This window comes from Variovorax atrisoli 110B (assembly GCF_000382045.1).
GTDB lineage: Bacteria > Pseudomonadota > Gammaproteobacteria > Burkholderiales > Burkholderiaceae_C > Variovorax > Variovorax atrisoli.
Window position 1 is genome coordinate 20,404 of record NZ_KB907464.1, and the last position, 25,994, is coordinate 46,397.

A 25,994-nucleotide genomic window follows, 5' to 3' on the forward strand; every position below is an offset into this window, starting at 1 on the left:
GGAAAACAGTGCCATTGTCAGGTGGTTGGCACGCCCCCTGCCCCGGCAGGTGCTTGCCAGCCCCCGCCCAGTGCCTTGTAGAGCGCGACGAGGCTGGTGTACGAGGCGGTCTCGGCCTCGGCCACGGCCTCCTGCGCGCGCAGCAGGCTGCGCTGGGCATCGAGCACGCTGAGGTAGGGCGCGGCGCCTTCGCGGTAGCGCACCTCGGCCAGTTCGGCGGCGCGGCTGCTGCGGGCCGAGGCCTCCACCAGCCGCTGCAGGCGCAGCTGGTTCTGGCCGTAGCCGGCGAGGGCGCCTTCCACGTCCTCGATGGCGCGCAGCACCGTCTGCTCGTAGAGCGCCCGGTCGCCCTCGGCGCGGGCTTCGGCGCCGCGCACGCGGGCCTTCACCGAGCCCAGCCGAAGGGCCGGCCAGCTCGCGCCCGGCGTCACGCTGAAGGCGCGGCTCGACGAGCTGCCGAGGTCCGAACCCCGCAGCGCGACGAAGCCGAGGAAGCCGCCGATGTCGAAGCGCGGATACAGCTCGGCCGTGACCGCGCCCACGTCGGCCGTGCTCGCCGCGAGGCCGCGCTCGGCGCGCAGCACGTCGGGCCGGCGGCGCAGCAGATCGGCCAGGTCGCCGACGGGCAGGCGCCTGTCGAGCACGCGCAGCTGGCGCGGCTGCAGCATGGGCTCGAGTTCGCCGGGACGCAGGCCGGCCAGCACCGCGACGCGGTAGGCCGCCTGGCGGCGCGTGGTCTCCAGCGCGGGCAGCTGGCTCTCGGTGGCCGCGAGGTTGGCCTGCGCGCTCGCAAGGTCGCCTTCGAGGCCGCGGCCGGTGCGCACCTGCGCCTCGGTCACGCGCAGGCTCTGGCGCAGGCTTTCGAGTGTGCGGCGCGTCACGGCGATGCGCTGCTCGGCGCCGCGCATCTCGAAGTAGTTGCGGGCCAGTTCGGCCACCGCGACGATGCGCACCTGCTCGAGATCGGCCGCGCTGGCCTCGGCGCGCGCGGTGGCGGCCTCGTCCAGGCGCTTGAGGCGGCCGAACAGGTCGATCTCCCACGAGGCGTCGAAGCCCGCGCGGCTGCTCTGCGAGAGCGAACGCACGTCGGGCTGCGTGCCGCTGTTGCCCTGCGCGATGCTGCGCGTCTTGCTCGCGCTCGCGGTGACGACGGGCAGCCGGTCGAGCTCGGCTTCGGTCTGCACGGCGCGTGCTTCGAGCAGCCGGGCCTGTGCGATGCGGATGTCGTGGTTCTCCACCAGCGCGCGGTCGACCAGCGCATCGAGCTGCGGATCGTCGAGCTGGCGCCACCAGTCGCGCTGCACCGCGTCGTTCGCGAATAGCGAGCGCTCGGGCGCACGGATGGCCACCGGCGCATCCGCCGGGCGCTTGTAGTCGGGCCCGACCGCGCAGCCCGCGAGCGCCAGCAGGCTCAAGGCGAAGGGAGCCGCACGTGAAAAGAGTCGGTTCATGGTCATGCTCCTTCGGCCAGCGCCTCGAGTTCGGCCGCGCGCTGCGAGCGGCCTTCGGCGCGGTGGTCGCGCGCCAGCAGCGTGTACATGGTGGGCAGCACGAACAGCGTGAACAGCGTTCCCACCAGCATGCCGACCACGATCACAAGCCCGATGCTGAAGCGGCTGTTGGCGCCGGCCCCGCTCGCGAAGAGCAGCGGCACCAGGCCCACCACCATCGCGGCGGTGGTCATCAGGATCGGGCGCAGCCGGATGCGCGCGGACTCCTCGATGGACGAGCGCCGGTCGAGGCCCTTGCGCATCTGGATCTCGTTGGCGAACTCCACCATCAGGATGCCGTGCTTGCTGATGAGCCCGATCAGCGTCACCAGCCCGATCTGCGTGTAGATGTTGATGGTGCCGAAGCCCAGCGCCAGCGGCACCAGCGCGCCGCAGATCGACATCGGCACGCTGATCAGGATGATCAGCGGGTCGCGCAGGCTCTCGTACTGCGCCGCCAGCACCAGGTAGATGACGACGATGGCGAACACGAAGGCCATCACCAGCGCCGAGCCTTCCTGCGTGAACTGCCGCGCGTCCGACTGCCAGTCGTAGCTGAAGCCGGCCGGCAGCTTCTTCGCCTCGTCGCTCAGGAAGGCCACCGCATCGCCCATGGTCACGCCCGGTGCCGGAATGGCCTGGAACGTGGCCGCGTTGAGCTGGTTGAACTGCGTGAGCTTGTTGGGCCCGACGCTGGTCGACAGCTGCACCAGGTTGGCCAGCGGCACCGGCTGGCCGCTCGCGCTCTTCACGAAGTAGCGCGAGAGCGCCTCGGCCGTCAGCCGCTGCTCGCGCGGCGACTGCGGGATCACGTCGTACGAGCGGCCGTCCATGCCGAAGCGGTTGACGTAGTTCTCGCCCACCAGCACCGCGAGCGTGTCGCCGATGGACTTCATCGTCACGCCCATGCTGTTGGCCTTGGCGCGGTCCACGCGGATCTCGACCGTGGGGTTGTTGAACTCCAGGTCGCTGTCGACCACGATGAACTTGCCGCTGTCGCGCGCCGACTTCTTCAGCGCCTCCATGGCCTCGAACACGGTGCGGTGGTCGCCCGCGCTGCGGATCACCATCTGCACCGGCAGCCCGCCGGTCGAGCCCGGCAGCGAGGGCAGCTGGAACGCGAAGACGCTGCTGCCCTCCACCTCGTTCATGCGGCCCTGCGTGTCGGCCTGGATCTGGTCGGCATTGCGCTTGCGGTCCTTCCAGTCGGACAGCTGCACGCCGCCGATGCTGTTGGAGACGCCGTCGGAGCCGTTGATGAGCCAGCGGCCGGTGTTCTCGGGCAGCGCGGCGAACACCTCGTCCCACTTCCTGCCGAACGTCTCGACGTAGTCGATGTTCGCGTGCTGCGGCGACTTGATGGCCGTGAGCACCATGGCCTGGTCTTCGCCCGGGGCCAGCTCGCGTTGCGCCGCGTTGTAGAGGAAGGGCAGGCTCGCGAGCACCAGCGCCGCGAAGATGCCGGTGGCCCAGCGATGGTGCAGCGACACGTCGAGCAGCTTGCCGTAGGCCGTGGCGAGACGATGGAAGAAGCTCTCCGCGGCGCGTGCCATGCGGCTGCCCGTGGCATCCTGCGGCAGCAGGAAGGAACTCATCACCGGCGACAGCGTGAGCGCGATCACGCCCGACACCACCACCGCGCCCGCGAGCGTGAAGGCGAATTCCTTGAAGAGCGAACCCGTGAGTCCGCCCATGAGGCCGATGGGCGCGTACACCGCTGCCAGCGTGAGCGTCATGGCGATCACAGGGCCGGCCACCTCGCGCGCGCCGATCAATGCGGCCTGCACCCGCGACTTGCCCTCCTCGATATGCCGGTGCACGTTCTCGACCACCACGATGGCGTCGTCCACCACCAGCCCGATCGCCAGCACCATCGCCAGCAGCGTCAGCAGGTTGATGCTGAAGCCGAACAGCAGCATCAGCGCGGCGGCGCCCAGCATCGACAGCGGAATGGTCACCACCGGAATCAGCACCGCGCGCACCGAACCCAGGCACAGGAAGATCACGATCACCACGATGGCGATGGCTTCGAGCAGCGTGTGGCGCACCTCGTCGATGGAAGCCTCGATGAAGCGCGCGAGCTCGAAGGGCAGCTGCACTTCCACGCCCGGCGGCAGGTTCTGCTTGATGCCGGGCAGCAGTTCGCGGATGCGCTTCACGATCACCAGCGGGTTGCCGTTGGGCGCGGCCTGCAGGCCGAGGTAGATGGCGGGCACGCCGTCCATGGTCGCGCTGCTGTCCGCGCTGGCCGCCCCGAGCTCCACGGTGGCCACGTCGCCCAGGCGCACGATGGCATCGCCCTCGCGCTTGACGACCATGTCTCGGAATTCGGCCACGTTCACCAGGTCGGTGTTCACGCGGATGTTCGACACCACGTACAGGCCCTTCACCTGCCCGGGCGCGGCCTGCACGTTGTTCTGGCGCAGCGCGTCGGCCAGCTCGCCGGCCGAGATGCCGCGCGCGGCCATGCGGTTGGGGTCGAGCCACACGCGCATCGCCAGCGTCTGCCCGCCCGACACTTCCACGCCCGACACGCCCGTGATGGAGGCGAACTGCGGCTGCACCACGCGCGAGAGGTAGTCGGTGAGCGCGGGCATCGGCATCGTCCTGCTGGAGAAGCCCACATAGGCCACGGCAGTGGCCTCGCCCGACGACTTCAGGATCACCGGGTCGAAGGCCTCGGCCGGCAGCCGGTACTTCACCTGGCTGACCTGCGCCATCGCCTGCGTGAGCGCCTGGTTGGCGTCGGCGTTGAGCTTCATGCGCACGCTGATCACGCTGCGGCCCAGCGTGGAGGACGACGAGAGGTAGTCGACGTTCTCGATGGTCGCCACCGCCTGCGCGATCGGCTGCGTGACGAAGCCCTGCATCAGCTCCGGCGAGGCGCCGGGGTACTGCGTGGTGATCGTGAGCGTGGTGCTCTCGGTCAGCGGGTATTGGCGCACCGGCAGGTCGCCCAGGGCGCGCGCGCCCAGCAGCAGGATGAGCGTGCTCACCACCAGCGCCAGCACGGGCCGGCGCACGAAGAGGTCGGTGAATTTCATGGCTTCGATTCCTGGGCGAGCGACAGCGTGTCCTTGTCGCTGGGCGCGACGGCCGCGCCGGTGTACAGGCGCAGCTGGCCCGAGGTGACGACCCTGTCGCCGGGCGAGAGGCCCTTCTCGATCACCACCAGCCCGTCCTGCCGCTCGCCGGCCTTCACGAAGACCTGCTGCGCCGAGAAGCCGCCGCCTTTCTCGGCGGGAACCACGATGAACACCGAGTCGCCGTGCGTGCTGTAGGTGATGGCCGTCTCGGGCACGGTGATGGCGTCGGTGCGCGCCGGCAGCGCGACCCGGCCGTTCACGAACATGCCCGGCGCGAGCGCGCCGTCGGCGTTGTCGAGCGTGGCCTGTACGCGCACCGTGCGCGTGTCGCTGCCGATCTGCGGCTCGATGGTGCTGAGCCTGCCCTGGAACACGCGGCCCGGATACGCATCGACCGAAAGCGCCACTTGCTGGTTGCGCTTGAGCACGGGCAGGGCGGTCTCGGGCAGCGTGATGTTGGCGAACAGCGTGCGGCTGTCGGTGAGCGACACCAGCGCGTCGCCCGCGCGCACGAACTGGCCGAGGTTGACGCGGCGTATGCCGAGCACCCCGTCGAAGGGCGCCCTGATGCGCTTCTGCTCCAGAAGCGCCTGCACGCGCCGCAGCTCGCCGCCGGCCTGGTCGAAGGCCGCCTGCGCCTGCTCGAGCTGCTCCTGCGTGGCCGCCTGCTGCGGCACCAGCCGCCGCGTGCGCTCCAGCAGTGCCTTCGCGTTGGCGCGCTGGGCGGTCAGGCGCTCCAGGTCGCCCTGCTCGGGCGCATCGTTGAGCTGCACCAGCACCTGCCCCGCGCGCACTTCGGCGCCGGGCGTGAAGAGGATCTTCGCGATGCGCCCCTCCACCTCGGCCGGCACCTCCACCTGCCGATTCGCCTCCAGCGTGCCGATGCCGCCGAGGAAGCGCGCCACTTCCGTCTTCCTCGCGGCGGCGATCGCCACCTTGGCGGGCGGCATGCCGCCTCCACCCTCCGCATGCGCGGGCCGCAGCTTCGTGGCGAGCCCGAAGCCGGCGCCTCCCAATACCAGTGTCGCAAGGCCGGCGCCCAGCCAGGCCCTTGATTGCTTGTTCATACGACGTCCATTATTAATCAAAGAAAGTACTTTGATTATTTGTCGGTGTCCGTTGCCTGTCGATGAAGGCATCGCAATGGCCGTCATAGGCCGGGGCTATTCGCGCAGGGCAGTGCATGTCTGGGTCTCCAGGAGTCGAGCGGGAAATGCCGCAGACCTGAGACGTGCCGGCCCGGCTTGTTGTGACAGTCGGGCTCTTCTGTCCGGCCGAATGCATCGCGTGAAGTAAGTCGCGTCGCAGAGCTTTGTCTGCGGTGCTTGGCAGGCGATGCAGCCGGCCTCTCTACAAGTCGATGTCCTCAACTCGGAGATTCATTGCAAAAGTGATCGTGGTGGGTGATCCACCGGCGCCGGGCGGCGCGGAAACTGCGCCGTTGTCCAGCTGAACCCGGTGAATGCGCCGGACTGCAGTCCGGTCCCGATACCTGGCTTCAGGTACTGATCGATTTGTGTGTCGTGTCCTCGCCGGGAATATGGCCCGACAAGGATGCTCGGGCCGTTCCCGGCGCCACCTCACGGGCACTGAGGTGGCGTTTTTACGCTTTCTTTACGCCCACCCCATTACTCTTTCCCCCGTTTTGACGCCCGACTGCCGAGACTGACTCCCATCTTTTCTCGTATGCAGGAGTGATGCATGGACATCGTCTGGATGGGCGCCTTGCTGGCGCTGTGGGCCGTGGTGGGGGCCATGGTGGTCGGGCTGGACAGGCTCGATGCGCCGAAGAACCCGTCGAGCAAGGCGGCGAATGCCGCCGATGGAGCCGCGTCGTGATCAGCCTCGAAGTTCTCTATGGCTTCGGCGCGCTGATCGCCGTGGTTCTCTTCGCGTACCTGGTGTTCGCGCTGATCTGCGCGGAGGAATTCTGAAATGACTTCCTCCGCCTGGGGCCTGCTGGCCCTTTTCCTGGTGCTGCTGGGCCTGCTCGCATGGCCGGTGGGCAAGTTCCTTGCCGCGCTGTGCAACGAGCGCGTGCCGCGCTGGATGCAGCGCGTGGAGGCGCCGCTCTACAGGCTCTCGGGCACCAGGCCCGAGCAGTCGATGCACTGGCTGCGCTATGCCTTCGCGCTGCTGGCCTTCAATGCCATCGGCGCGATCTTCGTCTATGCGCTGCAGCGCCTGCAGGCCTGGCTGCCGCTCAACCCCGCGGGCATGGCGGCCGTGTCGCCCGACTCGGCCTTCAACACCGCGGTGAGCTTCGTCTCCAACACCAACTGGCAGGGCTATGCGGGCGAGTCGACCATGAGCTATCTCACGCAGATGCTGGGGCTCTCGGTGCAGAACTTCTTCTCCGCCGCCACCGGCATCGCGGTGGCCTTCGCGCTGGTGCGGGGCTTCGCCCGGCGCGGCGACGGCAAGGGACTGGTGGGCAACTTCTGGGCCGACATCACGCGCGTCACGCTGTGGGTGCTGGTGCCGATCTCCTTCGTGCTGGCCGTGGTCTTCGCGGGCCAGGGCGTGATCCAGAACTTCGACGCCTACAAGGAAGTGAGCACGCTGGAGACCACCGCCTTCCAGCAGCCCAGGAACGGCGCCGACGGCCAGCCGCTGAAGGACGAGAAGGGCCAGCCGGTGATGGAAGACGCCACCACCAAGACGCAGACGCTCGCCATGGGCCCGGTCGCCTCGCAGGAAGCCATCAAGATGGTGGGCACCAACGGCGGCGGCTTCTTCAACGCCAACTCGGCGCATCCGTACGAGAACCCGACGGCACTGGTGAACCTGCTGCAGATGATCGCGATCTTCCTGATCCCGGCCGCGCTGTGCTTCACCTTCGGCCACGTGGTGGGCGACATGCGCCAGGGCTGGGCGGTGCTCGCGGCGATGACGGTGATGTTCGTCGTCGCAGTCATCGTCATCACGCCCGCCGAGCAGGCCGGCAACCCGCTGCTGACCCCGCTGGGCGTCGACCAGATGCACGGCGCGCTGCAGGCCGGCGGCAACATGGAGGGCAAGGAGGTGCGCTTCGGCATCGACGCCTCCTCGCTCTTCGCCGCCATCACCACGGCCGCCTCGTGCGGCGCGGTCAACGGCATGCACGACTCGCTCACCCCGATCGGCGGCATGGTGCCGCTGGTGCTGATGCAGCTCGGCGAGGTGGTGTTCGGCGGCGTTGGCTCGGGCCTGTACGGCATGCTGATCTTCGCGATGCTCGCGGTGTTCATCGCCGGACTGATGATCGGCCGCACGCCCGAGTACCTCGGCAAGAAGATCGAGGTGCGCGAGATGAAGCTGATCTCCATCGCCATCCTGGTCACGCCGATCCTGGTGCTGGCCGGCACCGCGGTGGCGGTGATCGCGGACGCCGGCAAGGCCGGCATCGCCAACCCCGGCGCGCACGGCTTCTCCGAGATTCTGTACGCGCTGACCTCGGCCGCCAACAACAACGGCAGCGCCTTCGCGGGCCTGTCGGCCAACACGCCCTTCTACAACGGCCTGCTCGCGCTCGCCATGTGGCTCGGCCGCTTCGCGATGATCGTGCCGGTGCTGGCCGTGGCCGGCGCACTGGCCGCCAAGAAGCGCCTGCCCGTCACCAGCGGCACGCTGCCCACGCACGGTCCGCTGTTCGTCTCGCTGCTGATCGGCACCGTGCTGCTGGTCGGCCTGCTCAACTACGTACCGGCGCTGGCCCTGGGCCCCATCGTCGAACACCTCGTGCTCTGGAAATGAGAAGGAGCGCACCATGACCGCCAATACAAAAACCTCTCTCTCGCTCTTCGATGCGGCGCTGGTCAGGCCCGCGCTGTGGGCCGCCTTCGCGAAGCTCAATCCGCGCGTCCAGTGGCGCAACCCGGTGATGTTCATCGTCTACATCGGCAGCATCCTCACGACGGTGCTCTGGGTGCATGCGCTGAGCTTTCCGGGCGACACCGGCATGAAGCCCGCCTTCGTGCTGGCCGTGACCATCTGGCTGTGGTTCACCGTGCTGTTCGCCAACTTCGCCGAGGCGCTCGCCGAAGGCCGCAGCAAGGCGCAGGCCGCCTCGCTGCGCGGCCTGCGCAAGGACACCTGGGCCAAGAAACTGCAGGAGCCGCACCACGGCGCCCAGTGGCTCCCTGAGCAGGCGCCCAACCTGCGCAAGGGCGACGTGGTGCTGGTGGAAACCGGCGACGTGATCCCGCTCGACGGCGAGGTGATCGAAGGCGTGGCCTCGGTCGACGAGAGCGCCATCACCGGCGAATCGGCGCCTGTGGTGCGCGAATCGGGCGGCGACTTCTCTGCCGTGACCGGCGGCACCCGCGTGCTGTCCGACTGGCTGGTGGTGCGCATCTCGGTGAACCCGGGCGAGTCGTTCCTCGACCGCATGATCGGCATGGTCGAGGCCGCCAAGCGCCAGAAGACGCCCAACGAGATCGCGCTGACCATCCTGCTGGTGGCACTGACGATCGTGTTCCTGGTGGTCACGGTCACGCTGCTGCCGTTCTCCATCTTCAGCGTGGAGGCCGCGGGTGCGGGCACGGTGGTGTCGCTCACCGCGCTGGTCGCGCTGCTGGTGTGCCTGATTCCGACCACCATCGGCGGCCTGCTGTCGGCCGTGGGCGTGGCCGGCATGAGCCGCATGATGCAGGCCAACGTGATCGCCACCTCGGGCCGCGCGGTCGAAGCCGCCGGCGACGTCGACGTGCTGCTGCTCGACAAGACCGGCACCATCACCCACGGCAACCGCCAGGCCAGCGCCTTCCTGCCCGCGCCGGGCGTGACCAAGGCGCGCCTCGCGCGCGCCGCGATGATCGCCTCGCTCGCCGACGAGACGCCCGAGGGCCGCAGCATCGTCGAGCTCGCGCGCCGCGAAGGCCTGGAGCCGACGCCGGTGGAGGGCGCCCGCTTCGTCGCGTTCACCGCGCAGACGCGCATGAGCGGCGCCGACCTGCCGGCCGCGCCCAACAGCCTGGACACCGACCCCGTGCTGCTGCGCAAGGGCGCGGTCGATGCGGTGCGCCGCCACGTCGAGGCCATCGGCGGCGCGGCCGCTCCCGAAGTGCTGCGTGCGGCCGAGGAAGCGGCGCGCCGCGGCAGCACGCCGCTGGCGGTGGCCGAGGGCAACCGCGTGCTGGGCATCGTCGAGCTCAAGGACATCGTCAAGACGGACATCAAGGAGCGCTTCGCCGAGCTGCGCCGCATGGGCATCAAGACGGTGATGATCACCGGTGACAACAAGCTCACCGCGGCAGCCATCGCAGCCGAGGCCGGCGTGGACGACTTCCTGGCCGAGGCCACGCCCGAGGACAAGCTCGCGCTGATCCGCCAGTACCAGTCCGAAGGCCGCCTGGTGGCCATGACCGGCGACGGCACCAACGACGCCCCCGCGCTCGCGCAGGCCGACGTGGCCGTGGCCATGGGCAGCGGCACGCAGGCCGCCAAGGAGGCCGGCAACATGGTCGACCTCGACTCCAACCCGACCAAGCTGCTGGAAGTGGTGGAGACCGGAAAGGCGCTCTTGATGACGCGCGGCTCGCTAACCACCTTCTCGATCGCGAACGACGTGGCGAAGTACTTCGCCATCATCCCGGCGATCTTCATCTCGACCTACCCGCAGCTGGGCGCGCTCAACGTGATGCGGCTGGCGAGCCCGTCGTCGGCCATCCTGAGCGCGGTGATCTTCAACGCGCTGGTGATCGTGTTCCTCATCCCGCTGGCGCTCAAGGGCGTGCGCTACCGGCCCGTGGGTGCCGCCGCGCTGCTGCGCCGCAACCTCGCCATCTACGGCCTGGGCGGCCTGCTGGTGCCCTTCATCGGCATCAAGCTGATCGACTGGCTGCTGGTCGCCGTACGCCTGGTATGACTCCCTGGCTTCGCGCACTTCGTGTCGCTTCTCCCACCCCTTTTCCAAGGGGCAGCACCGGTGGCCCGGCGAAGCCGGCTCCACGGCGTTCCCCGAAATGTCTGGATCACTGAAAGGTATCGATCATGAATGACAACCAAGGCGGCATCGTCCGCCCCGCGCTCGTGCTCTTCGTGCTGCTGAGCGCGCTCACCGGCCTGATCTACCCGATGGCCGTCACCGGCGTCGCGAAGGCTGCGTTTCCTGCGCAGGCGGCCGGCAGCCTGATCGTGATCGACGGCACCACGGTGGGCTCGAAGCTCATCGGCCAGAACTTCAGCGATCCGAAGCACTTCTGGGGGCGGCCCTCGGCCACCGCACCGCAGCCCTACAACGCGAGCGCCTCGGGCGGCTCGAACCAGGGCCCGCTCAACCCGGCGCTCACCGATGCGGTGAAGACGCGCGTGGAGGCGCTGCGCGCGGCGGATCCGGGCAACACGGCGCCGGTGCCCGTCGACCTCGTCACCGCATCGGCCAGCGGGCTCGATCCCGACATCAGCCCGGCCGCCGCTCAGTACCAGGCGGCGCGCGTGGCGCGCGTGCGCGGCATGCCGCTCGCGCAGGTGCAGTCGCTGATCGACGGGAACACCCAGCAGCCCCTGCTGGGCTTCCTGGGCGAGCCGCGCGTCAATGTGCTGGCGTTGAACATCGCGCTCGACGCCGCCTCCGGTTCATTCAGTCCTTCGACACCGCGTTGAGGAGAAACAAGCCATGGCCTATGCCGCCTATCGAGAACACCCCGGTGCGCCGAGAACGCGCGCTTCCATGAACACCGGCAAGGGCAACGACAGCCCGTTCTATGTGCTCGACGTCACGGTCTGCTGCGCCGATGCCCTGCGCGTGCGCCGCAGCATCGCCGGCTGCCCCGAGGCCGGCGTGGTGCGCTGCGAGCCGCTGCTGCATGCCTGCAGCTCGCAGGAGAGCGACGCGCCCTGCGTGCGTCTGATGATCCGCCTGCCCTTGGCGCGCTACGCCGACGTGCTGCACCGGTTGATCGAATGCGTGCCGTCGGGCGAGGTCGGCCGACTCGTGAGCTGGCGGGAGCACCTCGCGCGCTGCGGCCTGCGCCATGGTCACTGACCTGCTGATGGCGCTGCTGGCCATGGCGGCGCTCTTCGTGCCGCTGGGCTTCGCGTGGTGGGTGCTGTCGCGCACCGCGCGGCGCCACCAGCGTTCGCGCCGCAAGGACGGCCCGATGCGCTAACCTTTGCCGCCGATGAACGAAGTGCTCCGCCCCGACCCCGACGCGCTGCTCGCGCAGCTGCGCAGCGACGAGGCGCGCGCCCAGCGCGGCAAGCTGCGCATCTACTTCGGCGCCAGCGCGGGCGTCGGCAAGACGTGGGCCATGCTCAGCGCGGCGCAGCGCGAGCGGGCCGCCGGGCGCGACGTGCTGATCGGCGTGGTCGAGACCCATGGCCGCAGCGAGACCGCCGCGCTGCTCGCGGGGCTCGACGCGCTGCCGCTGCGCGAGATCGCGTACCGCGGCCGCACGCTGGCCGAGTTCGACCTCGACACGGCGCTCGAGCGCAAGCCCGCCGTGCTGCTCGTCGACGAGCTGGCTCACACCAATGCGCCGGGCTCGCGCCACGCCAAGCGCTGGCAGGACGTGCAGGAGCTGCTGTCCGCCGGCATCGAGGTGTGGTCGGCGCTCAACGTGCAGCACCTCGAGAGCCTCAACGGAACGGTCGGCGCCATCACCGGCGTGCGCGTGCACGAGACCGTGCCCGACACCGTGCTCGACGAGGCCGACGAAGTGGTGCTGGTCGACGTCACGCCCGACGAGCTCACCGCGCGGCTGGCGGCCGGCAAGGTCTACCTGCCGCAGCAGGCCGAGCGTGCGGCGCAGAACTTCTTCCGCAAGGGCAACCTCATCGCGCTGCGCGAGATCGCGCTGCGGCGTACCGCCGAGCATGTGGAAGACGACGTGCGCGGCTGGCGCGTGGAGCAGTCCGGCCCCGGGGGCGCCGGCGGCAACGGCAAGGGTCCAGGCCTGCAGGCCTGGAACACCTCGGGCGCGATCCTCGCGTGCGTCGGCCCGCACGAGGGCGCGGCGCAGACCGTGCGCACGGCGGCTCGGCTGGCCGGGCAGCTCAACGTGCGCTGGCACGCGGTCTATGTCGAGACACCCCGGCTGCAGCGGCTGGCCGCCGCCGAGCGCGACCGCATCCTCGCGGTGCTCAAGCTCGCCGAAGAACTGGGCGCGGCCACGGCCGTGCTCACCGGCTCCGACGTGGCCGAGCAGCTGGCCGAACAGGCAAGGCGGCTGAACTGCGCGACGCTGGTGCTGGGGCGATCGCAGCCCGAGACCAGCTGGCGCCGCTGGTGGCCCGTCGGGCGTATGCCGCTCGCTCGCGCACTGGCGCAGCGTGCGCCGGCGCTCGACATCATGGAGGTCGCGCCCGTCGACAGCTCGCGCCGCCTGTCGCGCGCGCCGCTGCAGGGCGGGAGCGTCGACAGCGACGACCACGAGAAGGCGCCCACCTACTGGCCCGGCTACGCATGGGCGGCGGCCACCAGCATCGCTCTCACGCTGCTGTGCACGCCGCTGGCCAGCGTGCTGGAGCTGTCGAACATCGTCATGCTGTTCCTGCTCGGCGTGGTGGGCGTGGCGATGCGCTTCGGCCGCGGGCCCTCGGCGCTGGCGGCCTTGCTCAACGTCGCGGCCTTCGACTATTTCTTCGTGCCGCCGCGCCTGTCGTTCGCGGTGAGCGACGTGCAGTACGTGCTGACCTTCGCGATCATGCTCGGCGTCGGCCTGCTGGTGGGGCAGCTCACGGCCGGGCTGCGCTTCGCGGCGGGCGTCTCGACCAGCCGCGAGCGGCGCGCGCGATCGCTGTTCGAGCTCACGCGCGAGCTCTCGGCTGCGCTCGAGGCTTCGCAGGTGGTCGCGCTCGGCACGGCCGCCGTGCGGGGCCACTTCGGCGGCGATGCGCTGGTGCTCGTGACCGACGCGGCCGACCAGCTCGTGATGCCAGACGGCGCGCCCCAGGGCTTCGATCCGCAGGTGGCCGACTGGGCCTTCCGCCACGGCCAGAGCGCCGGCCTCGCCACCGCCACGCTCGCGGCCCAGCCCTGGCACTACGTGCCGCTGCGCGCGCCGATGCGCGTGCGCGGTGTGCTCGCGCTCTCGCCCGCGCAGCCGCGCTGGCTGCTCATACCCGAACAGGCGCAGCAGCTCGACACGCTGGCGCGGCAGATCGCCATCGCGCTGGAGCGCGTGCACTACGTCGAGGTGGCGCAGCAGGCCGTGGTCGAGATGGAGTCGGAGCGCCTGCGCAACGCACTGCTCGGCGCCATCTCGCACGACGTGCGCACGCCGCTCACAGCCCTCATCGCCCTGGCCGAGTCGCTGCAGACACTGCCGCCCGGGGAACACGCCGAGGCCGCGCGCGCCATCGTCGCGCAGGCGCACGAGCTGCATGCGCTGGTGAGCAACCTGCTCGACATGGCGCGGCTCGAAAGCGGCATCGCTGGCGGCACGGTGAACCTGCGGCGCGACTGGCAGTCGGTGGAGGAGGTGGTGGGTTCGGCCATCCGCGCGGCGCGCACCTCGCTGGGCGGCACCGTGGTGCAGACCGCGCTCGACCCCGACCTGCCGCTGGTCGAGTTCGATGCCGTGCTCATCGAGCGCGTGCTGGTCAACCTGCTGGAGAACGCCACCAAGTACGGCGCGCCGCCGATCGTGGTCGGCGCGCGGGCCGAACCCGGCGCGCTGGTGCTGACCGTGCGCGACCATGGCCCCGGCCTGCCGGCCGCGCTGCTGGGCCACGAGCAGAAGCTCTTCGACAAGTTCACGCGCGGCGAGGCCGAGTCGGCGACGCCGGGCGTGGGTCTGGGCCTCGCGATCTGCAAGGCGGTGGTAAGCGCGCACGGCGGCGAGATCACTGCCGAGAATGCGCGTGACGGCGGTGCAGAATTCACGGTCACGCTCCCACGGCGCGAGCCGCCCGAACCTGCCGAAGCCCAACTCTGAACCCATGCCTTCCCCGACCGCCATAGTGATCGAAGACGAGCCGCAGATCCGCCGGTTCGTACGTGGCGCGCTCGAGGCCGAGGGCTGGGCGGTGCACGAGGCCGGCACCCTGCGCGACGGCCTGGCGGCCGCCGGCACGAGACAGCCCGACCTGCTCGTGCTCGACCTCGGCCTGCCCGACGGCGATGGCGTCTCGCTGATCCGCGACGTGCGCGGCTGGTCGGCGGTGCCGATCATCGTGCTCTCGGCACGCACCGACGAGGCCGACAAGATCGCCGCCCTCGACGCCGGTGCCGACGACTACCTCACCAAGCCCTTCGGCACAGGCGAACTGCTGGCCCGCGTGCGCGCCAACCTGCGCCGCCCGCGCACGGCGAGCACGGAAGAAGCGGCCCCCGAGGCGCTCTTCCGCTTCGGCGAGATCGAACTCGACCGCGCCGCACGCCTGGTGCGCCGCGCCGGCGCCGAGGTGCACCTCACGCCGACCGAATACCGCCTGCTGTCGGTGCTCGTCGCCAACGCGGGTCGCGTGCTGACGCAACGCCAACTGCTGCGCGAGGTCTGGGGCCCGTCGTACACCGACCAGAGCCACTACCTGCGGATCTACATGGGGCACCTGCGGCAGAAGCTGGAGGCCGATCCGGCGCAGCCGAAGCATCTGCTGACGGAGACGGCTGTGGGGTATCGGCTGGTCGTCTAGGGCTTCCAGCTACGGCTGCGAGACCCTGCGAAACGCGAGCACCGCAGAGAAGCCGCGAAGCGGCCGGCATCGTGGGGTCGAGCGTGCCGTGCTGCGTACCGGGCGGCCTATTCAGGCAAGGCGAATCAAGCCTTGTTCGGATTCAGCAGGAACTTCTCCCCCGTCGCCTGCTTGCCATACACGCCAATGGCATCGAGCTGCAGCATCTCCACCAGCGACACCTCGCGCGTGTAGTGGCTCGCGAACGTGGTCTTCAGTTCGGCGACCACGCGGGCCTTCAGGCGCTGCGTGCCGGCGTCGCCAATGCGCTGCAGGAAGGGGAACAGCAGCCAGCCGCCCATGCCCCAGGTCATGCCGAAGTTGCGCACGACCTCGGTCGGGCTGCGGTCGAGGCCGCCGTAGATGTAGACCTGCTTGTGGGTGTTGGAGCCGTAGCGGCTGTATTCCTTGGCGGTGCGGTTGATGGCCGCTTCCATGCAGCCGAGGATCTGGCCGGCGAGCTTGCCGCCGCCGATGGCGTCGAAGGCCAGGGTGGCGCCGGTCTCGGCGAGGGCCTGGGTCAGGTCTTCGATGAAGGTGGGCGAGCTCGAATTGCACACGTATTTGGCGCCGAGGCTGCGCAGCAGGTCTTCCTGGTCCTGCTTGCGCACGATGTTGACGAGGGCGATGCCGTCCTTCTGGCAGATCTTGTTGAGCATCTGGCCGAGGTTGGACGCGGCGGCGGTGTGCACCAGCGCCTTGTGGCCTTCCATGCGCATGGTCTCGACCATGCTCAGCGAGGTGAGGGGATTGACGAAGCACGATGCGCCTTCGGCCGGCGTGGTGCCTTCCGGCAGCTCCATGCACTGGGCGGCGGCGAGGCAGCGGTACTGCGAGTACATCGCGCCGCCGATGGCGGCCACGGTCTTGCCGAGCAGTGCCTGCGCCTGCGGCGAGGAGCCGGCCTTCACCACCACGCCCGCGCCTTCGTTGCCGACGGGCATCGACTCGTCGAGCCGCGCCTTCATGGCGGGCAGCACGCGCTCGGGCACGGTGGCGGTGACGACGGGGCGGTCGGCGGTGCCGGATGCCTTGGCGGTGCTCATGTCGGCAGCGCCGAACAGCAGGCCCAGGTCCGACGGGTTCAATGGCGATGCCTCGACGCGGATCACCACTTCGTGGGCCTGCGGCTCGGGGATGGGGTCGTCGTGCAGCGAGAGTTCGAGTTCGCCACTGGAGCGGATGAGGGAGCGGATTTGGAGTGCCATGGAAGAGCCCTTCTGGTCAGGTTCGCGGATGGCCTTCGGCCACGGGGCGGCCAGTATAGGAGTGGCCTGCGCAGCCTGCTGGCGCCTTCAGGACACGGCCGGAACCGCAGGCGCGTGGGCGAGTGCATCGCTCATGGCGGCCGGGTCCAGCCGCTCGATGTAGCGCGGGATGTTGCGCCACAGCGTGTGGTAGCCGTAGCCGCCGCGCAGCATCTCCTGGCGGGCGATGTCCTTGTCCCAGTCCTGCAGCGCCATGCGGTAGACCGCCGCGACCACGCCGGTGCGGTCGGCGCCGTGCATGCAGTGGATGAGCACCGGCCCCTGCCTCTCGGCTGCGCGGATGGCCTGCAGCGCGCGCAGCACCTTGGCGTCGTCGATGGACCAGGTGTTGATCGGCACGCGCACCAGCCGGATGCCGCTGCCCGCGAACACCTTGCGGTCGTCGTTGAACGAACGCAGGCTCACCACCGTGCGGATGCCCAGCGACTGCAGCGCGGCAAGGTTCGAGCGCTTCGGCTGCGCGCTGCGGTACAGCGTGGGCGTGATGCGGTGCAGGTTCTCCACGCCCAGCGCGTCCAGCGGATCGGCCCAGTGGCCGGGGCGCGGTGCGTCGGCGATGGGCTCCTGCCCGCGTTCCCTGCGTTTTCTTCTGCTGCTGCTCATCGGCTGCCCTTGCGCGGCCAGTGCCGCGTCGCCAGGATGATCGCCGCCACCGCGAGGCCGCCCCAGTAGTCCACGGGCGCGCCCCACAGCCAGTGCTTGTGCCAGAACGCATCCACCGGATTGAAGCGCTCCCAGCCGAAGGCCGGGTTGATGAGGAACCAGGTGAAGTCCTCGCAGACCCAGAACACGATCAGGCCCGCTGCCGCCAGCCCCACGTCGCGCCAGGTCCATCGGCCATTGAAGGCCAGCGGCGAGAAGAACACCAGCGCCATGAAGGTGAAGACCCAGGCGTGGTAGCCCGTCATCGCGCGGCCGCCCCAGAAGAGGTCGAGCCAGATGCTGTTCTCGATGCGCCATGTGGGCAGCGAGGTGGCCCAGCCGGCACCGCCTTCGATCTGGATCTCGGCGTTGGCGAAGAAGAAGGCCATGACGATGACCCAGGCCAGGTAACCGAGCGTGCGGGCCACGCTCGTCTTCTCGACGGCGGGCTTCATGCGGGCGCCCCGAGCACGTGCCGCAGCACCGATCGCGCAGCCTGCGGCTTGCCCAGCGCTCGGCTGCGCGCGGCCATCGAGGAGAGCTTGGCCGGATCGGCCATGAGGCGCGCCACCTTGTAGTCGAGGCCGATGGCGTCGTAGGCCAGCCAGGCCGCGCCTTCCTCCATCAGGAAGCCGGCGTTGTGTTCTTCCTGCCCCGGAATGGGCGAGATCAGCAGCATCGGCTTGCCCAGCGCGAGGCACTCCGACACCGTGAGGCCGCCAGGCTTGGTCACCACCAGGTCGGACGCGGCCATCATCCGGTGCATCTCGTTGGTGAAGCCGATGGCCGCCACGCGGCCCGGGTGGCGCCTGGCCAGCGCCTCGAGCCTGCCGTGCGCCTCCGCATTGCGGCCCGCGACGGCGATCACCTGGAAGTCGTTCGGCTTGCCGTCGGGCCCGCCCATGCCGAGCACGCGCTCGACCATGCTCGGCAGGTCGCCGACGCCCGCGCCTCCGGACACCATCAGCAGCACCGGCCGCGAAGGATCGAGGCCGAGCCCAGCCGCGCAGGCTTCACGCGCCAGCGCGGGCGCATCGGGCTCGGAGAAAGCCGGCATCACCGGGATGCCGGTGACGTGGATGCGCTCGGGCGGAATGCCGCGCGCCCGCAGCCGGAAGGCCACTTCTTCCGTCGCCGCGAGGTAGCCCGTCATGCCCGGCACCAGCCACATGTTGTGCAGGTCGTAGTCGGTGATCTGCAGCCACACGGGGTAGTCGATGCGGCCGCGGTTGCGCTCTCGCATCAGCAGTTCGGCCGGCAGGAAGTGGGTGCAGATCACCGCGTCGGGCTTCTCGCGGCGGATCTCGCGCACCAGGGCGCCGGTGCTCAGCCGCTCGATGCCGCGGCGCAGGCGCTGCGAGGGTGCATGGTGCGGCGTGACGTCGGTGCGCTGGTGCAGGTAGGACCACAGCTCGGGCGCACGATTCACGAGCTGGATGTACCAGTCGGTGTAGACCTTGCGGAACCCCGCCGCCACATGGGCCATCGCGTCGATGTGGACCGCCGTGCAGGGCGGGGCGAGGGATTGCGCGGTGGCGGCGATCGCCTGTGCTGCACGCACGTGGCCGTTGCCGGCACTCACGCTGAGGATCAGGAGTTTGGTCATGGAATCCGGGGTTTGCGCGGCGGATTATGGCGATGCCTTGTGGCAGTGCTTCTGGGGCCTTGTTCGGGGCACGCTCACGCCGACGGGGTTCCTTGCTCCGCGAATGTCCCCCGGGGCTGCGCCCCTCCTCCTTTATTTCGCTGCGCAAGGCACCCCATCGGCGTGAGCGTGGAAAAAGTGCTGGTTGATCAGCCAGCACAAGAGCAGCGCTCGTTGTGCACAGGGCATCGGGTGCTCCCCGCAGCGAAATAAAGGAGGAGGCCGCAGGCCGGGGGACATTCGCGGAGGGGAGTACCCGGTGGCCTGTGCACCCGCCCTGAATGAATGAATGAACCAAAAGCCTAAAGAGGCGCCCGCGAAGTGATGAACTGATTGACCCCCGCAGCAGCCCGCTCGCGAACAGCATCGAAAGTGGTGCTCTCCACGATGCGCCCGTTCTCGAACACCGTCTGCAGCAAATCGGCCTGACCAACCGCCATCGTCTCTTCCCGCACGGTGCTCTCGATGCCGTTCGCACCGCGCACCAGCGCAAGACGCCCCTTCTTCGAAGCCTTGCCCATGTCCCCCACGGGCGACTTGTACACGTCGCGCCACTCGCCGTTCACCTGCATAGCCGAGCACTTCATCGCCCACTGCATGGTGTCCCGGTTGACCTGCTGCAGCAGCCCGCCGCCCATGCCGAAGGCGATGTTCTCCGCCGAGAAACCGTTGTGATAGAAGTTCGACAGGCACAGCCGCAGCGAGTCGAGCGTCACGCCGTCGCCCTGGATGATGCGCACGTTGTTCAGCACGCGGAAGCCCTTGGCGTTGGTCGTGGTGCCGAAGCGGTCGGCCAGGATGCGTGCAACCTGCAGCGTTGTCTCGGCCGGGTCGCCAGAGTCGGGCCGCACCACCAGCGTGGCGCCCGAGGCCACCACCTTGGCCTTCAGCTCCTCGCCCCAGATGCGCGCGCAGGCATTGAAGATGTCGTAGCTGTCGCTCACCACCGCGAAGGTCGCGCCGGGCTTGCCGAACTGGTCGACCATGTTGCCGTAGGCATCGGCTTCGTGCTCGCGGCCCCAGCCGGTGATGGTGCTGTGCTCGGCCGCGGGAATGGAGAAGCCCGCCACGTCGCAGTCGTAGTAGCGGCGCGCCGCCACCAGCGCGGCCAGCGTGTCGGTGCCCATGAAGTTCACCAGGTGCGCCATGCCGCCGAGCGCGGCCGATTCGAGGCTCGAGACACCCCGCGCGCCGAAGTCGTGAAGCCGGAAGGCGATCTGGCCCTGCGGGTCGTCGCAGGTCGCTTCCAGGTAGCGCAGCAGCGTGGTGCGCGCTGCGGCCGAGAGCGTGGCCACCGTGGTGGGATACCAGATCGCGCGCAGCAGCTCGGTCTCGAGGAAGCTCGTGACCCAGAAGAACTCGGGGTCGGTGTTCTCGATGGTCGCGAGCACGTTGTGCACCGGCGTCACGCTGCCCTCGGGCACGGCGCGTATGCGCACCGGCATCATCCCGCCGTGCTTCTCGATCAGCCGCAGCCAGCCCTCGCGGTTGAAGGGCTCGCCGTGCACGGCCATGAGCGCGGCGGCTTCCTCGACATCGTCGCGCGTCACCGGCGTCTGCAGGTATTCGCGCAGGTAGGCCTGCAGCCCGAAGAAGAGCGAGTGGCTGAAGATGCCGCCGCGAGACTCGATGTAGCTGTACACCGTCTGCGTGCCGGGCGGGTACTGCATCCAGTGCGAGACCTTGTACGAGTCGGTGCGCAGCAGCAGGTTGTTGCCCAGGGGCGTGGAATTGAGATTGCGGTTCATGTGAAAGCTCCTTTCACGTTGGCCCCGTCAACCGGGGCCGTTCTTGCTGACAAGGCCGGGACGTTCAGTTCTTTCCCAGCCCACCCAAAAAATGATTCGCGATGAAGAAGTGGTCTTCGTAGATGCGCTCCTGCATGTCGAGGAACTCGGCGATCGGCACCCAGCGCACCTCGGCCGCGTCGTCGTCGGCGCGCACTTCCGACAGGCCCGTCCACTGGTTGTGCGCCAGCTCGAAGAAGAAGCCGTGCGTGATGGTGCGGCCGCGCTGCGAGCGATCGGGCGCGTCGAACACGTGGCTGGCCTTCATGCTGCCGTTGAGCACGGGCACCGGCACCTTCAGCCGCGTTTCTTCCTTCAGCTCGCGGATGGCCGCGTCCTGCAGCCGCTCGTGCTGGCCGACGAAGCCGCCGGGCAGCGCCCAGGTGCCCTTGCCGGGATGGAACTTGCGCTGCACCAGCAGGATGTGGCCTGCCTCGACCACCACCGCATCGACCGTGGTGTAGATCGGCGGGAATTCGCTGCCGGCGTAGCGGTACTTGTCGCGGTAGTCGGCGAGGAAGGCGCGCTCCTCGCAGAGCTCGGCGTAGTCGGCCGTGCGGGTGAACTGGTCGAGAAAGGCCGCGGTGCCGTCGGGCAGGTCGGCGCGGGCGAGCTGGCCGCGGTTCTCGGGGTCGAAGTAGAGGCTGCGCACGTCGGTGGCGTTGAGGCTCTCCACGCTGTTCTGGCCGACGAACTCCCAGTGCGGGAAGAGCTTGAGGTAGTAGCTCGATGCGTCCTTGAGGTGCCCCACGAGCGCCACCTTGGCCTTGGCCGGCGCATGGCCGTCCTGCGCGATGAGCCGCTCGACCGCCGACTGGATCGACGCGATCCAGATCTGGTCGTTGTAGGGCGAGTCGCCCACGCCGACCACGCTCACGCGCATCTGCTCGGTGCCGCGAAGGCAGGCGCGCACCATGCGTTCGCGTTCGTCGAAGGTGAAGGGGTTCTTGACGCTGCGCGGCTGCCGGTCGGAGCCGACCACCACGATGACCCGCTCGGCGGCGCGAAGGCCTTCCTCGATGAGTCGTTGATGTCCGAAATGAACGGGCTGGAAACGCCCGATGACGATGGCGTACTGGTACTTGCGTGTGCTCACTTGGGAATCCCCCAAAAAGGACGCGATCAACTCGCGTCTGGGTTCAGGATAGCATCGGTGCCGCATTCCGATCAAGCCCCGATGACAGAGCCTTCCTCTCCTTCCGCTCCCTCCGATGCCGTGCGCCTCAACAAGCGCATGGCCGATCTCAAGCTGTGCTCGCGCCGCGAAGCCGACGAATGGATCGCCAACGGCTGGGTGAAGGTCAACGGCAGGCCGGCCGAGATGGGCGTGAAGGTCACGCCGGCCGACCGCATCGAGGTCGACAAGGCTGCCAAGGGCCAGCAGGCCAGCCAGGTCACCATCCTCATCAACAAGCCCATCGGCTACGTGAGCGGACAGGCCGAGGACGGGCACGATCCGGCGGTCAAGCTCTTCACGCCGCAGAACCGCTGGGCCGACGACAACGCGCGCTTCTTCTTCAGCCCGAAGCAGCTGCGCGGCCTTGCGCCCTGCGGCCGCCTCGACATCGATTCCACCGGCCTGCTGGTCATGACGCAGGACGGGCGCATCGCGCGCCAGCTCATCGGCGAGGACTCGACGATGGAGAAGGAGTACCTCGTGCGCGTGGCCTACCACGGCCTGGGCCAGCCCGCGCCCACGGGCCAGCTGGTGCGGCTGGACGACGACGACCCCGTCACCACCAACGTGCAGGCGGTCTTTCCGAAGGCCATGCTCGCGAAGCTGCGGCACGGCCTGAGCCTCGACGGGCAGGCGCTGAAGCCGGCGCGCGTGGACTGGCAGAACCCCGAGCAGCTGCGCTTCGTGCTCACCGAGGGCAAGAAGCGGCAGATCCGCCGCATGTGCGAGCTGGTCGGCCTGAAGGTGGTGGGGCTCAAGCGCGTGCGCATCGGCCGGGTGATGCTCGGCAACCTGCCGCTGGGGCAATGGCGATACCTCGCGCCGCACGAGAAGTTCTGAGCCTGCGCGCGCTGAACCGCGCCACGCTGGCGCGGCAGGTGCTGCTGGAGCGGCGCAGGCTGGGCGTGACGCAGGCCGTCGAGCGGCTGGCCGGGCTGCAGGCGCAGGCACCCAATCCGCCCTACATCGGCCTCTGGAGCCGCATCGAGGGCTTCCGTCGAGAACAGCTCACAGAGGCCCTGCGCCGGCGCCGCATCGTGCGCATGTCGACCCTGCGCGCGACGCTGCACCTGATGACCGCGCAGGACGCGCTGTCATGGCGCCCGCTGCTGGAGCCCGTGCATCAGCGAGGGCTGCTGGGCAGCACGCACAGGAAGGAACTTGAAGGGCTCGATCGCGCAGCGGTGATCGCGGCAGGGCGCGCACTGCTCGGCGAACAGCCGCGCACCGGCGCCGAGCTGGGGCAGGCGCTGGGCCTGCGGTGGACGGGCCGCGAGGCCGCATCGCTCGCCGCGCTGATCCGCAACAACCTGCCGCTCGTGCACCTGCCGCCGGCCGGCACCTGGAACTCGCACCAGGGCGCGGTGCTGCAGCCATTGGGCGACTGGCTCGGGCAGGCCGTGCAAGCCGCTGTCGCCACGCAGGAGGACATGCTGCTGCGCTACCTCGCCGCCTTCGGCCCGGCCACGCTGGCCGATGCCGGCGCATGGTCGGGCCTCACGGGATGGAAGGCGGTCGCCGAACGCCTGCGGCCGCAGTTGCGCGTGTTCGCGGGCGAAGACGGCCAGGAGCTGTTCGACCTGCCCCGCGCGCCGCGGCCCGATCCCGATACGCCTGCGCCGCCGCGCCTCGTGGCCGAGTGGGACAACCTGCTGCTTTCGCACGCCGACCGCAGCCGCATCCTCAGCGAGTCGCATCGCGCCCGCGTGTTCACCGTCAACGGCATCGTGCGCGGCACGGTGCTGCTCGACGGCTTCGTCGCGGGCGTGTGGAAGATCGAGCGCGACAGGAGCCGGAGCAAGAAGAACATCGCCACCGTGCTGCTGGAGCCCTTCGGCCGCTGGTCGAAGGCCGACCGCGACGGCGTGGAGCGGGAGGCCCTCGACCTGCTGGCCTTCAGCTCGGACGACGAAGGCGAGCGCCACGCCGTGCGCCTGGCCTGATCCGGCATGGCCTGGCATGGCCTGGCATGGTCCGGCCATTGACCCCGCGGCGCGCCAGCCGCCTAAGCGTGCCCTAAGTATTCGCACCTACTCTGCGCCGCGGCGCAGGCTCTTCCGATCATCCCGGTCGCGTGCTACCTTGCGGCCGAAGGAGTCGCCGCGATGCGCGTGCTGTTGGTGGAAGACGATGAAATGATCGGGCGCAGCCTGAAGCAGGCGCTCGAGGGCGCGGGCTGGTCAGCGGACTGGGTGCGCGACGGCGAACTGGCGCAGAGTGCGCTGGGCGACGGCGGCTACACCTGCGTGCTGCTCGATCTGGGCCTGCCGAAGCAGGACGGCACCGAGGTGCTGCGCCGCGCCCGCGAACGCGGCGACGCCACGCCGGTGCTGGTGCTCACCGCGCGCGACGGTCTCGACGACCGCATCCACAGCCTCGACCTCGGCGCCGACGACTACCTGCTCAAGCCCTTCGAATTCCGCGAGCTGCTCGCGCGCATGCGCGCCGTGGTGCGCCGCCGCGACGGCGCCGCGCACTCGCTGGTGGGCAGCGGCGCGCTGCAGCTCGATCTCACCACGCGCGAAGTCGTGGTCAACGGCGCGCGCGAGGCGCTCACCGCGCGCGAGTTCGCGCTGCTGCACGCACTGCTGGAGCGCCCCGGCGCCATCCTCTCGCGCGAGCAGCTCGAGAACCGCATCTACGGCTGGGGCGAGGAAGTCACCAGCAACGCGATCGACGTGCTGATCCACGGCATGCGCAGGAAGCTCGGCGCCGATGCGATCCGCAACGTGCGCGGCCTGGGCTGGCGCGTCGCCGCATGATGATGCCCGCCCGCAGGCCTCGCGCACTTCGGGGTAGGGCTGCCGGGCTGGCCTGCCGATGAACGCAAGCTCTCGCGGCAAGGGCCGCTGGTGGCGGCCGCGATCGCTGCGCACGCAACTGCTGCTGTGGCTCATCACGCTGCACCTGGGCGCGGCGGTGCTCACGGCGTGGTTCTCTTTCGTGGCCTACGGCAACCTCGTGCACAACGCGCTCGACGACCAGATGCGCCTGGTGGCCGAGTCGTACGCGGGCAGCGATCCGCAGAAGCTGCCGCGCCCGATGGACGGCGAGGCCGCGTTCTCGCGCGGCGCCTTCATCGTGCAGATCTGGAGCCCCGACGGCGGCACGCTGCGCGCCACCTCGTGGCCGGTGCTCACCGTGCCGCTGCAGCCGCAGCCGGGTTTCAGCGACGTGAACACCGGCACGCACGCGGGCTCCGCATGGCGCGTGTTCACCGCCGAGCACGGCTCGCGCGCCGACCAGCCGCGCGTGCAGGTGCTGCAGAACGAGGACTACCGCCGCCGCCGCGCCCTGCGCCGCGCGCTGCTCGAAGGCCTGCCGATCACGCTGCTGCTGCCGCTGGCGCTGCTGATCCTGTGGATCATCGTGTCGGCCGCCTCGCGCTCCCTGCGTGCCGTGGCCCGCGACGTGGCCTCTCAGGACGAGCGCAGCCCCACCGAGCTGTCGCTCGCGCGCGTGCCCGACGAGATCGCGCCGCTGGTGAGCGCCTTCAACAACCTGCTGTCGCGCGTGCGCAGCGCCTTCGCCACGCAGCGGCGCTTCGTGCAGGACGCGGCGCACGAACTGCGCACGCCGATGGCCGCCATCGGCCTGCAGATCGAGAACCTGCGCGCGCACGTGCCGGCCGGCGAAGCCACCGAACGCTTCAACCAGCTCGAAGCTGGCGTCACGCGCGCGCAGCATCTCATCGAGCAGCTGCTGCACCTGTCGCGGCAGGACGCGCCGCGCGCAGGCAACGCGAACGAGCGCGTCGACATCGAGGTGCTGCTGCGCGACAGCGTCAGCCAGCTGATGGTGCTGGCCGACGCGCGGCGCGTGGACGTCGGCTTCGAGGGCAGCATCGCAGCCGTGGTGGTCGCGCCCGCGGCGGAGCTGCGCAGCGTCTTCGACAACCTGATCGACAACGCGCTGCGCTACGCGCCCGAAGGCGGCGTGGTCGACGTGAAGCTGCACAAGGTCGAGGGCCATGCGGTGGTCGACGTGCTCGACAACGGCCCGGGCATTCCGAAGGAGGCCATCGACCGGGTGTTCGACCGGTTCTTCCGCGTGCCGGGAGCTGCAGCGGGCGGCAGCGGGCTGGGGCTGGCGATTGCGCGCACCGCGGCGGAGCGGCATGGGCTGCGCATCGAGCTGCGCAACCGCACCGACGGGCCCGGCCTGATGGCGCGGGTGCATCTGCCTGCGTCAGCTGCCTAGCGGACGGAGGAAGGAGCCGCACGCCGGCGAACGGGGCTGGTGCGGTCCAAAGTTCCAGCAAAAGGCGCACCCCTCACTCGCGCCTAACTCTTCGCTCACA

General features: G+C 69.7%; 22 protein-coding genes. 13 read left to right on the top strand and 9 right to left on the bottom strand.

All coding sequences use genetic code 11. The features are described 5' to 3' along the window. Nucleotides 1-17: 17 nt before the first annotated feature. Genes G369_RS0129680 through G369_RS0129690 form a run of 3 tightly spaced genes read right to left on the bottom strand, consistent with a single transcriptional unit; the run spans nucleotide 18 to nucleotide 5,643 of the window. A complete protein-coding gene (locus tag G369_RS0129680; RefSeq protein WP_020723353.1) occupies nucleotides 18-1,457 on the bottom strand; it encodes an efflux transporter outer membrane subunit in 1,440 nt (479 codons plus the stop codon). Beyond that, the gene (locus tag G369_RS0129685) at nucleotides 1,454-4,534 is read right to left on the bottom strand and encodes a MexW/MexI family multidrug efflux RND transporter permease subunit (RefSeq protein WP_019657708.1); all 3,081 of its coding nucleotides are present in this window, start codon (nucleotides 4,532-4,534) and stop codon (nucleotides 1,454-1,456) included. Before G369_RS0129685 ends, G369_RS0129680 begins: the two co-directional genes overlap by 4 nt. Continuing rightward, nucleotides 4,531-5,643, bottom strand: a complete 1,113-nt coding sequence (locus tag G369_RS0129690; protein WP_019657709.1) for an efflux RND transporter periplasmic adaptor subunit — start codon at nucleotides 5,641-5,643, stop codon at nucleotides 4,531-4,533. The genes G369_RS0129685 and G369_RS0129690 overlap by 4 nt, the downstream gene beginning before the upstream one ends. Nucleotides 5,644-6,277: 634 nt before the next feature. Here G369_RS0129690 and G369_RS39155 point away from each other — a divergent pair. The 9 genes from G369_RS39155 (at nucleotide 6,278) to kdpE (ending at nucleotide 15,136) form a co-directional block, all read left to right on the top strand. Then, on the top strand, nucleotides 6,278-6,415 hold the full coding sequence (locus tag G369_RS39155; protein WP_019657710.1) for a hypothetical protein: 138 nt from the start codon (nucleotides 6,278-6,280) through the stop codon (nucleotides 6,413-6,415). Further along, nucleotides 6,412-6,510, top strand: coding sequence for a K(+)-transporting ATPase subunit F (gene kdpF / locus G369_RS0129700; RefSeq protein WP_019657711.1), 99 nt, complete (start codon nucleotides 6,412-6,414; stop codon nucleotides 6,508-6,510). Before G369_RS39155 ends, kdpF begins: the two co-directional genes overlap by 4 nt. Before the next feature lies 1 nt (nucleotide 6,511). After that, nucleotides 6,512-8,311 carry a potassium-transporting ATPase subunit KdpA gene (kdpA, locus tag G369_RS0129705; protein WP_019657712.1) on the top strand — a complete coding sequence of 600 codons (1,800 nt, stop codon included), beginning with the start codon at nucleotides 6,512-6,514 and terminating at the stop codon, nucleotides 8,309-8,311. A 13-nt stretch (nucleotides 8,312-8,324) separates the two neighbouring features. Continuing rightward, nucleotides 8,325-10,424 (top strand): potassium-transporting ATPase subunit KdpB, encoded by a 2,100-nt coding sequence (kdpB, locus tag G369_RS0129710; protein WP_019657713.1) that lies wholly within the window; start codon nucleotides 8,325-8,327, stop codon nucleotides 10,422-10,424. Nucleotides 10,425-10,549: 125 nt separating this feature from the next. Then, complete coding sequence (gene kdpC / locus G369_RS0129715; RefSeq protein ID WP_019657714.1) at nucleotides 10,550-11,161, top strand: potassium-transporting ATPase subunit KdpC; 612 nt, start codon at nucleotides 10,550-10,552, stop codon at nucleotides 11,159-11,161. Nucleotides 11,162-11,228: 67 nt separating this feature from the next. After that, nucleotides 11,229-11,543 (top strand): hypothetical protein, encoded by a 315-nt coding sequence (locus G369_RS0129720; protein WP_244164400.1) that lies wholly within the window; start codon nucleotides 11,229-11,231, stop codon nucleotides 11,541-11,543. After that, on the top strand, nucleotides 11,533-11,667 hold the full coding sequence (locus G369_RS39745; protein ID WP_019657716.1) for a hypothetical protein: 135 nt from the start codon (nucleotides 11,533-11,535) through the stop codon (nucleotides 11,665-11,667). The genes G369_RS0129720 and G369_RS39745 overlap by 11 nt, the downstream gene beginning before the upstream one ends. Nucleotides 11,668-11,679: 12 nt before the next feature. Beyond that, entirely contained in the window at nucleotides 11,680-14,436 is a 2,757-nt protein-coding gene (locus G369_RS0129730) for a DUF4118 domain-containing protein (RefSeq protein WP_019657717.1), read from the top strand. Nucleotides 14,437-14,440: 4 nt separating this feature from the next. Continuing rightward, on the top strand, nucleotides 14,441-15,136 hold the full coding sequence (gene kdpE / locus G369_RS0129735; protein ID WP_019657718.1) for a two-component system response regulator KdpE: 696 nt from the start codon (nucleotides 14,441-14,443) through the stop codon (nucleotides 15,134-15,136). 125 nt (nucleotides 15,137-15,261) lie between these two features. On the opposite strand, the gene G369_RS0129740 is transcribed toward kdpE, so the two are convergent. The 6 genes from G369_RS0129740 to G369_RS0129765 form a co-directional block, all read right to left on the bottom strand. Then, nucleotides 15,262-16,383 (bottom strand): zinc-binding dehydrogenase, encoded by a 1,122-nt coding sequence (locus G369_RS0129740; RefSeq protein WP_019657719.1) that lies wholly within the window; start codon nucleotides 16,381-16,383, stop codon nucleotides 15,262-15,264. Nucleotides 16,384-16,470: 87 nt separating this feature from the next. Beyond that, complete coding sequence (locus G369_RS0129745) at nucleotides 16,471-17,046, bottom strand: dual specificity protein phosphatase family protein (RefSeq protein ID WP_019657720.1); 576 nt, start codon at nucleotides 17,044-17,046, stop codon at nucleotides 16,471-16,473. Further along, complete coding sequence (locus G369_RS0129750) at nucleotides 17,043-17,540, bottom strand: hypothetical protein (protein ID WP_019657721.1); 498 nt, start codon at nucleotides 17,538-17,540, stop codon at nucleotides 17,043-17,045. Before G369_RS0129750 ends, G369_RS0129745 begins: the two co-directional genes overlap by 4 nt. Continuing rightward, nucleotides 17,537-18,691, bottom strand: coding sequence for an MGDG synthase family glycosyltransferase (locus tag G369_RS0129755; RefSeq protein WP_019657722.1), 1,155 nt, complete (start codon nucleotides 18,689-18,691; stop codon nucleotides 17,537-17,539). The genes G369_RS0129750 and G369_RS0129755 overlap by 4 nt, the downstream gene beginning before the upstream one ends. Before the next feature lie 341 nt (nucleotides 18,692-19,032). Continuing rightward, nucleotides 19,033-20,478 carry a nicotinate phosphoribosyltransferase gene (locus G369_RS0129760; RefSeq protein ID WP_019657723.1) on the bottom strand — a complete coding sequence of 482 codons (1,446 nt, stop codon included), beginning with the start codon at nucleotides 20,476-20,478 and terminating at the stop codon, nucleotides 19,033-19,035. 64 nt (nucleotides 20,479-20,542) lie between these two features. Next, complete coding sequence (locus G369_RS0129765; protein ID WP_019657724.1) at nucleotides 20,543-21,613, bottom strand: bifunctional nicotinamide-nucleotide adenylyltransferase/Nudix hydroxylase; 1,071 nt, start codon at nucleotides 21,611-21,613, stop codon at nucleotides 20,543-20,545. Nucleotides 21,614-21,694: 81 nt separating this feature from the next. Here G369_RS0129765 and G369_RS0129770 point away from each other — a divergent pair, with 81 nt between their 5' ends. The 4 genes from G369_RS0129770 to G369_RS0129785 all read left to right on the top strand — a co-directional run bounded on the left by G369_RS0129770 (nucleotide 21,695) and on the right by G369_RS0129785 (nucleotide 25,894). Then, nucleotides 21,695-22,534 (top strand): pseudouridine synthase, encoded by an 840-nt coding sequence (locus G369_RS0129770; protein WP_019657725.1) that lies wholly within the window; start codon nucleotides 21,695-21,697, stop codon nucleotides 22,532-22,534. Then, a complete protein-coding gene (locus G369_RS0129775) occupies nucleotides 22,501-23,637 on the top strand; it encodes a winged helix DNA-binding domain-containing protein (protein WP_019657726.1) in 1,137 nt (378 codons plus the stop codon). The genes G369_RS0129770 and G369_RS0129775 overlap by 34 nt, the downstream gene beginning before the upstream one ends. A 162-nt stretch (nucleotides 23,638-23,799) precedes the next feature. Beyond that, a complete protein-coding gene (locus tag G369_RS0129780) occupies nucleotides 23,800-24,456 on the top strand; it encodes a response regulator (RefSeq protein WP_019657727.1) in 657 nt (218 codons plus the stop codon). A 58-nt stretch (nucleotides 24,457-24,514) separates the two neighbouring features. Beyond that, a complete protein-coding gene (locus G369_RS0129785; protein WP_019657728.1) occupies nucleotides 24,515-25,894 on the top strand; it encodes a sensor histidine kinase in 1,380 nt (459 codons plus the stop codon). Nucleotides 25,895-25,994: the final 100 nt, after the last annotated feature.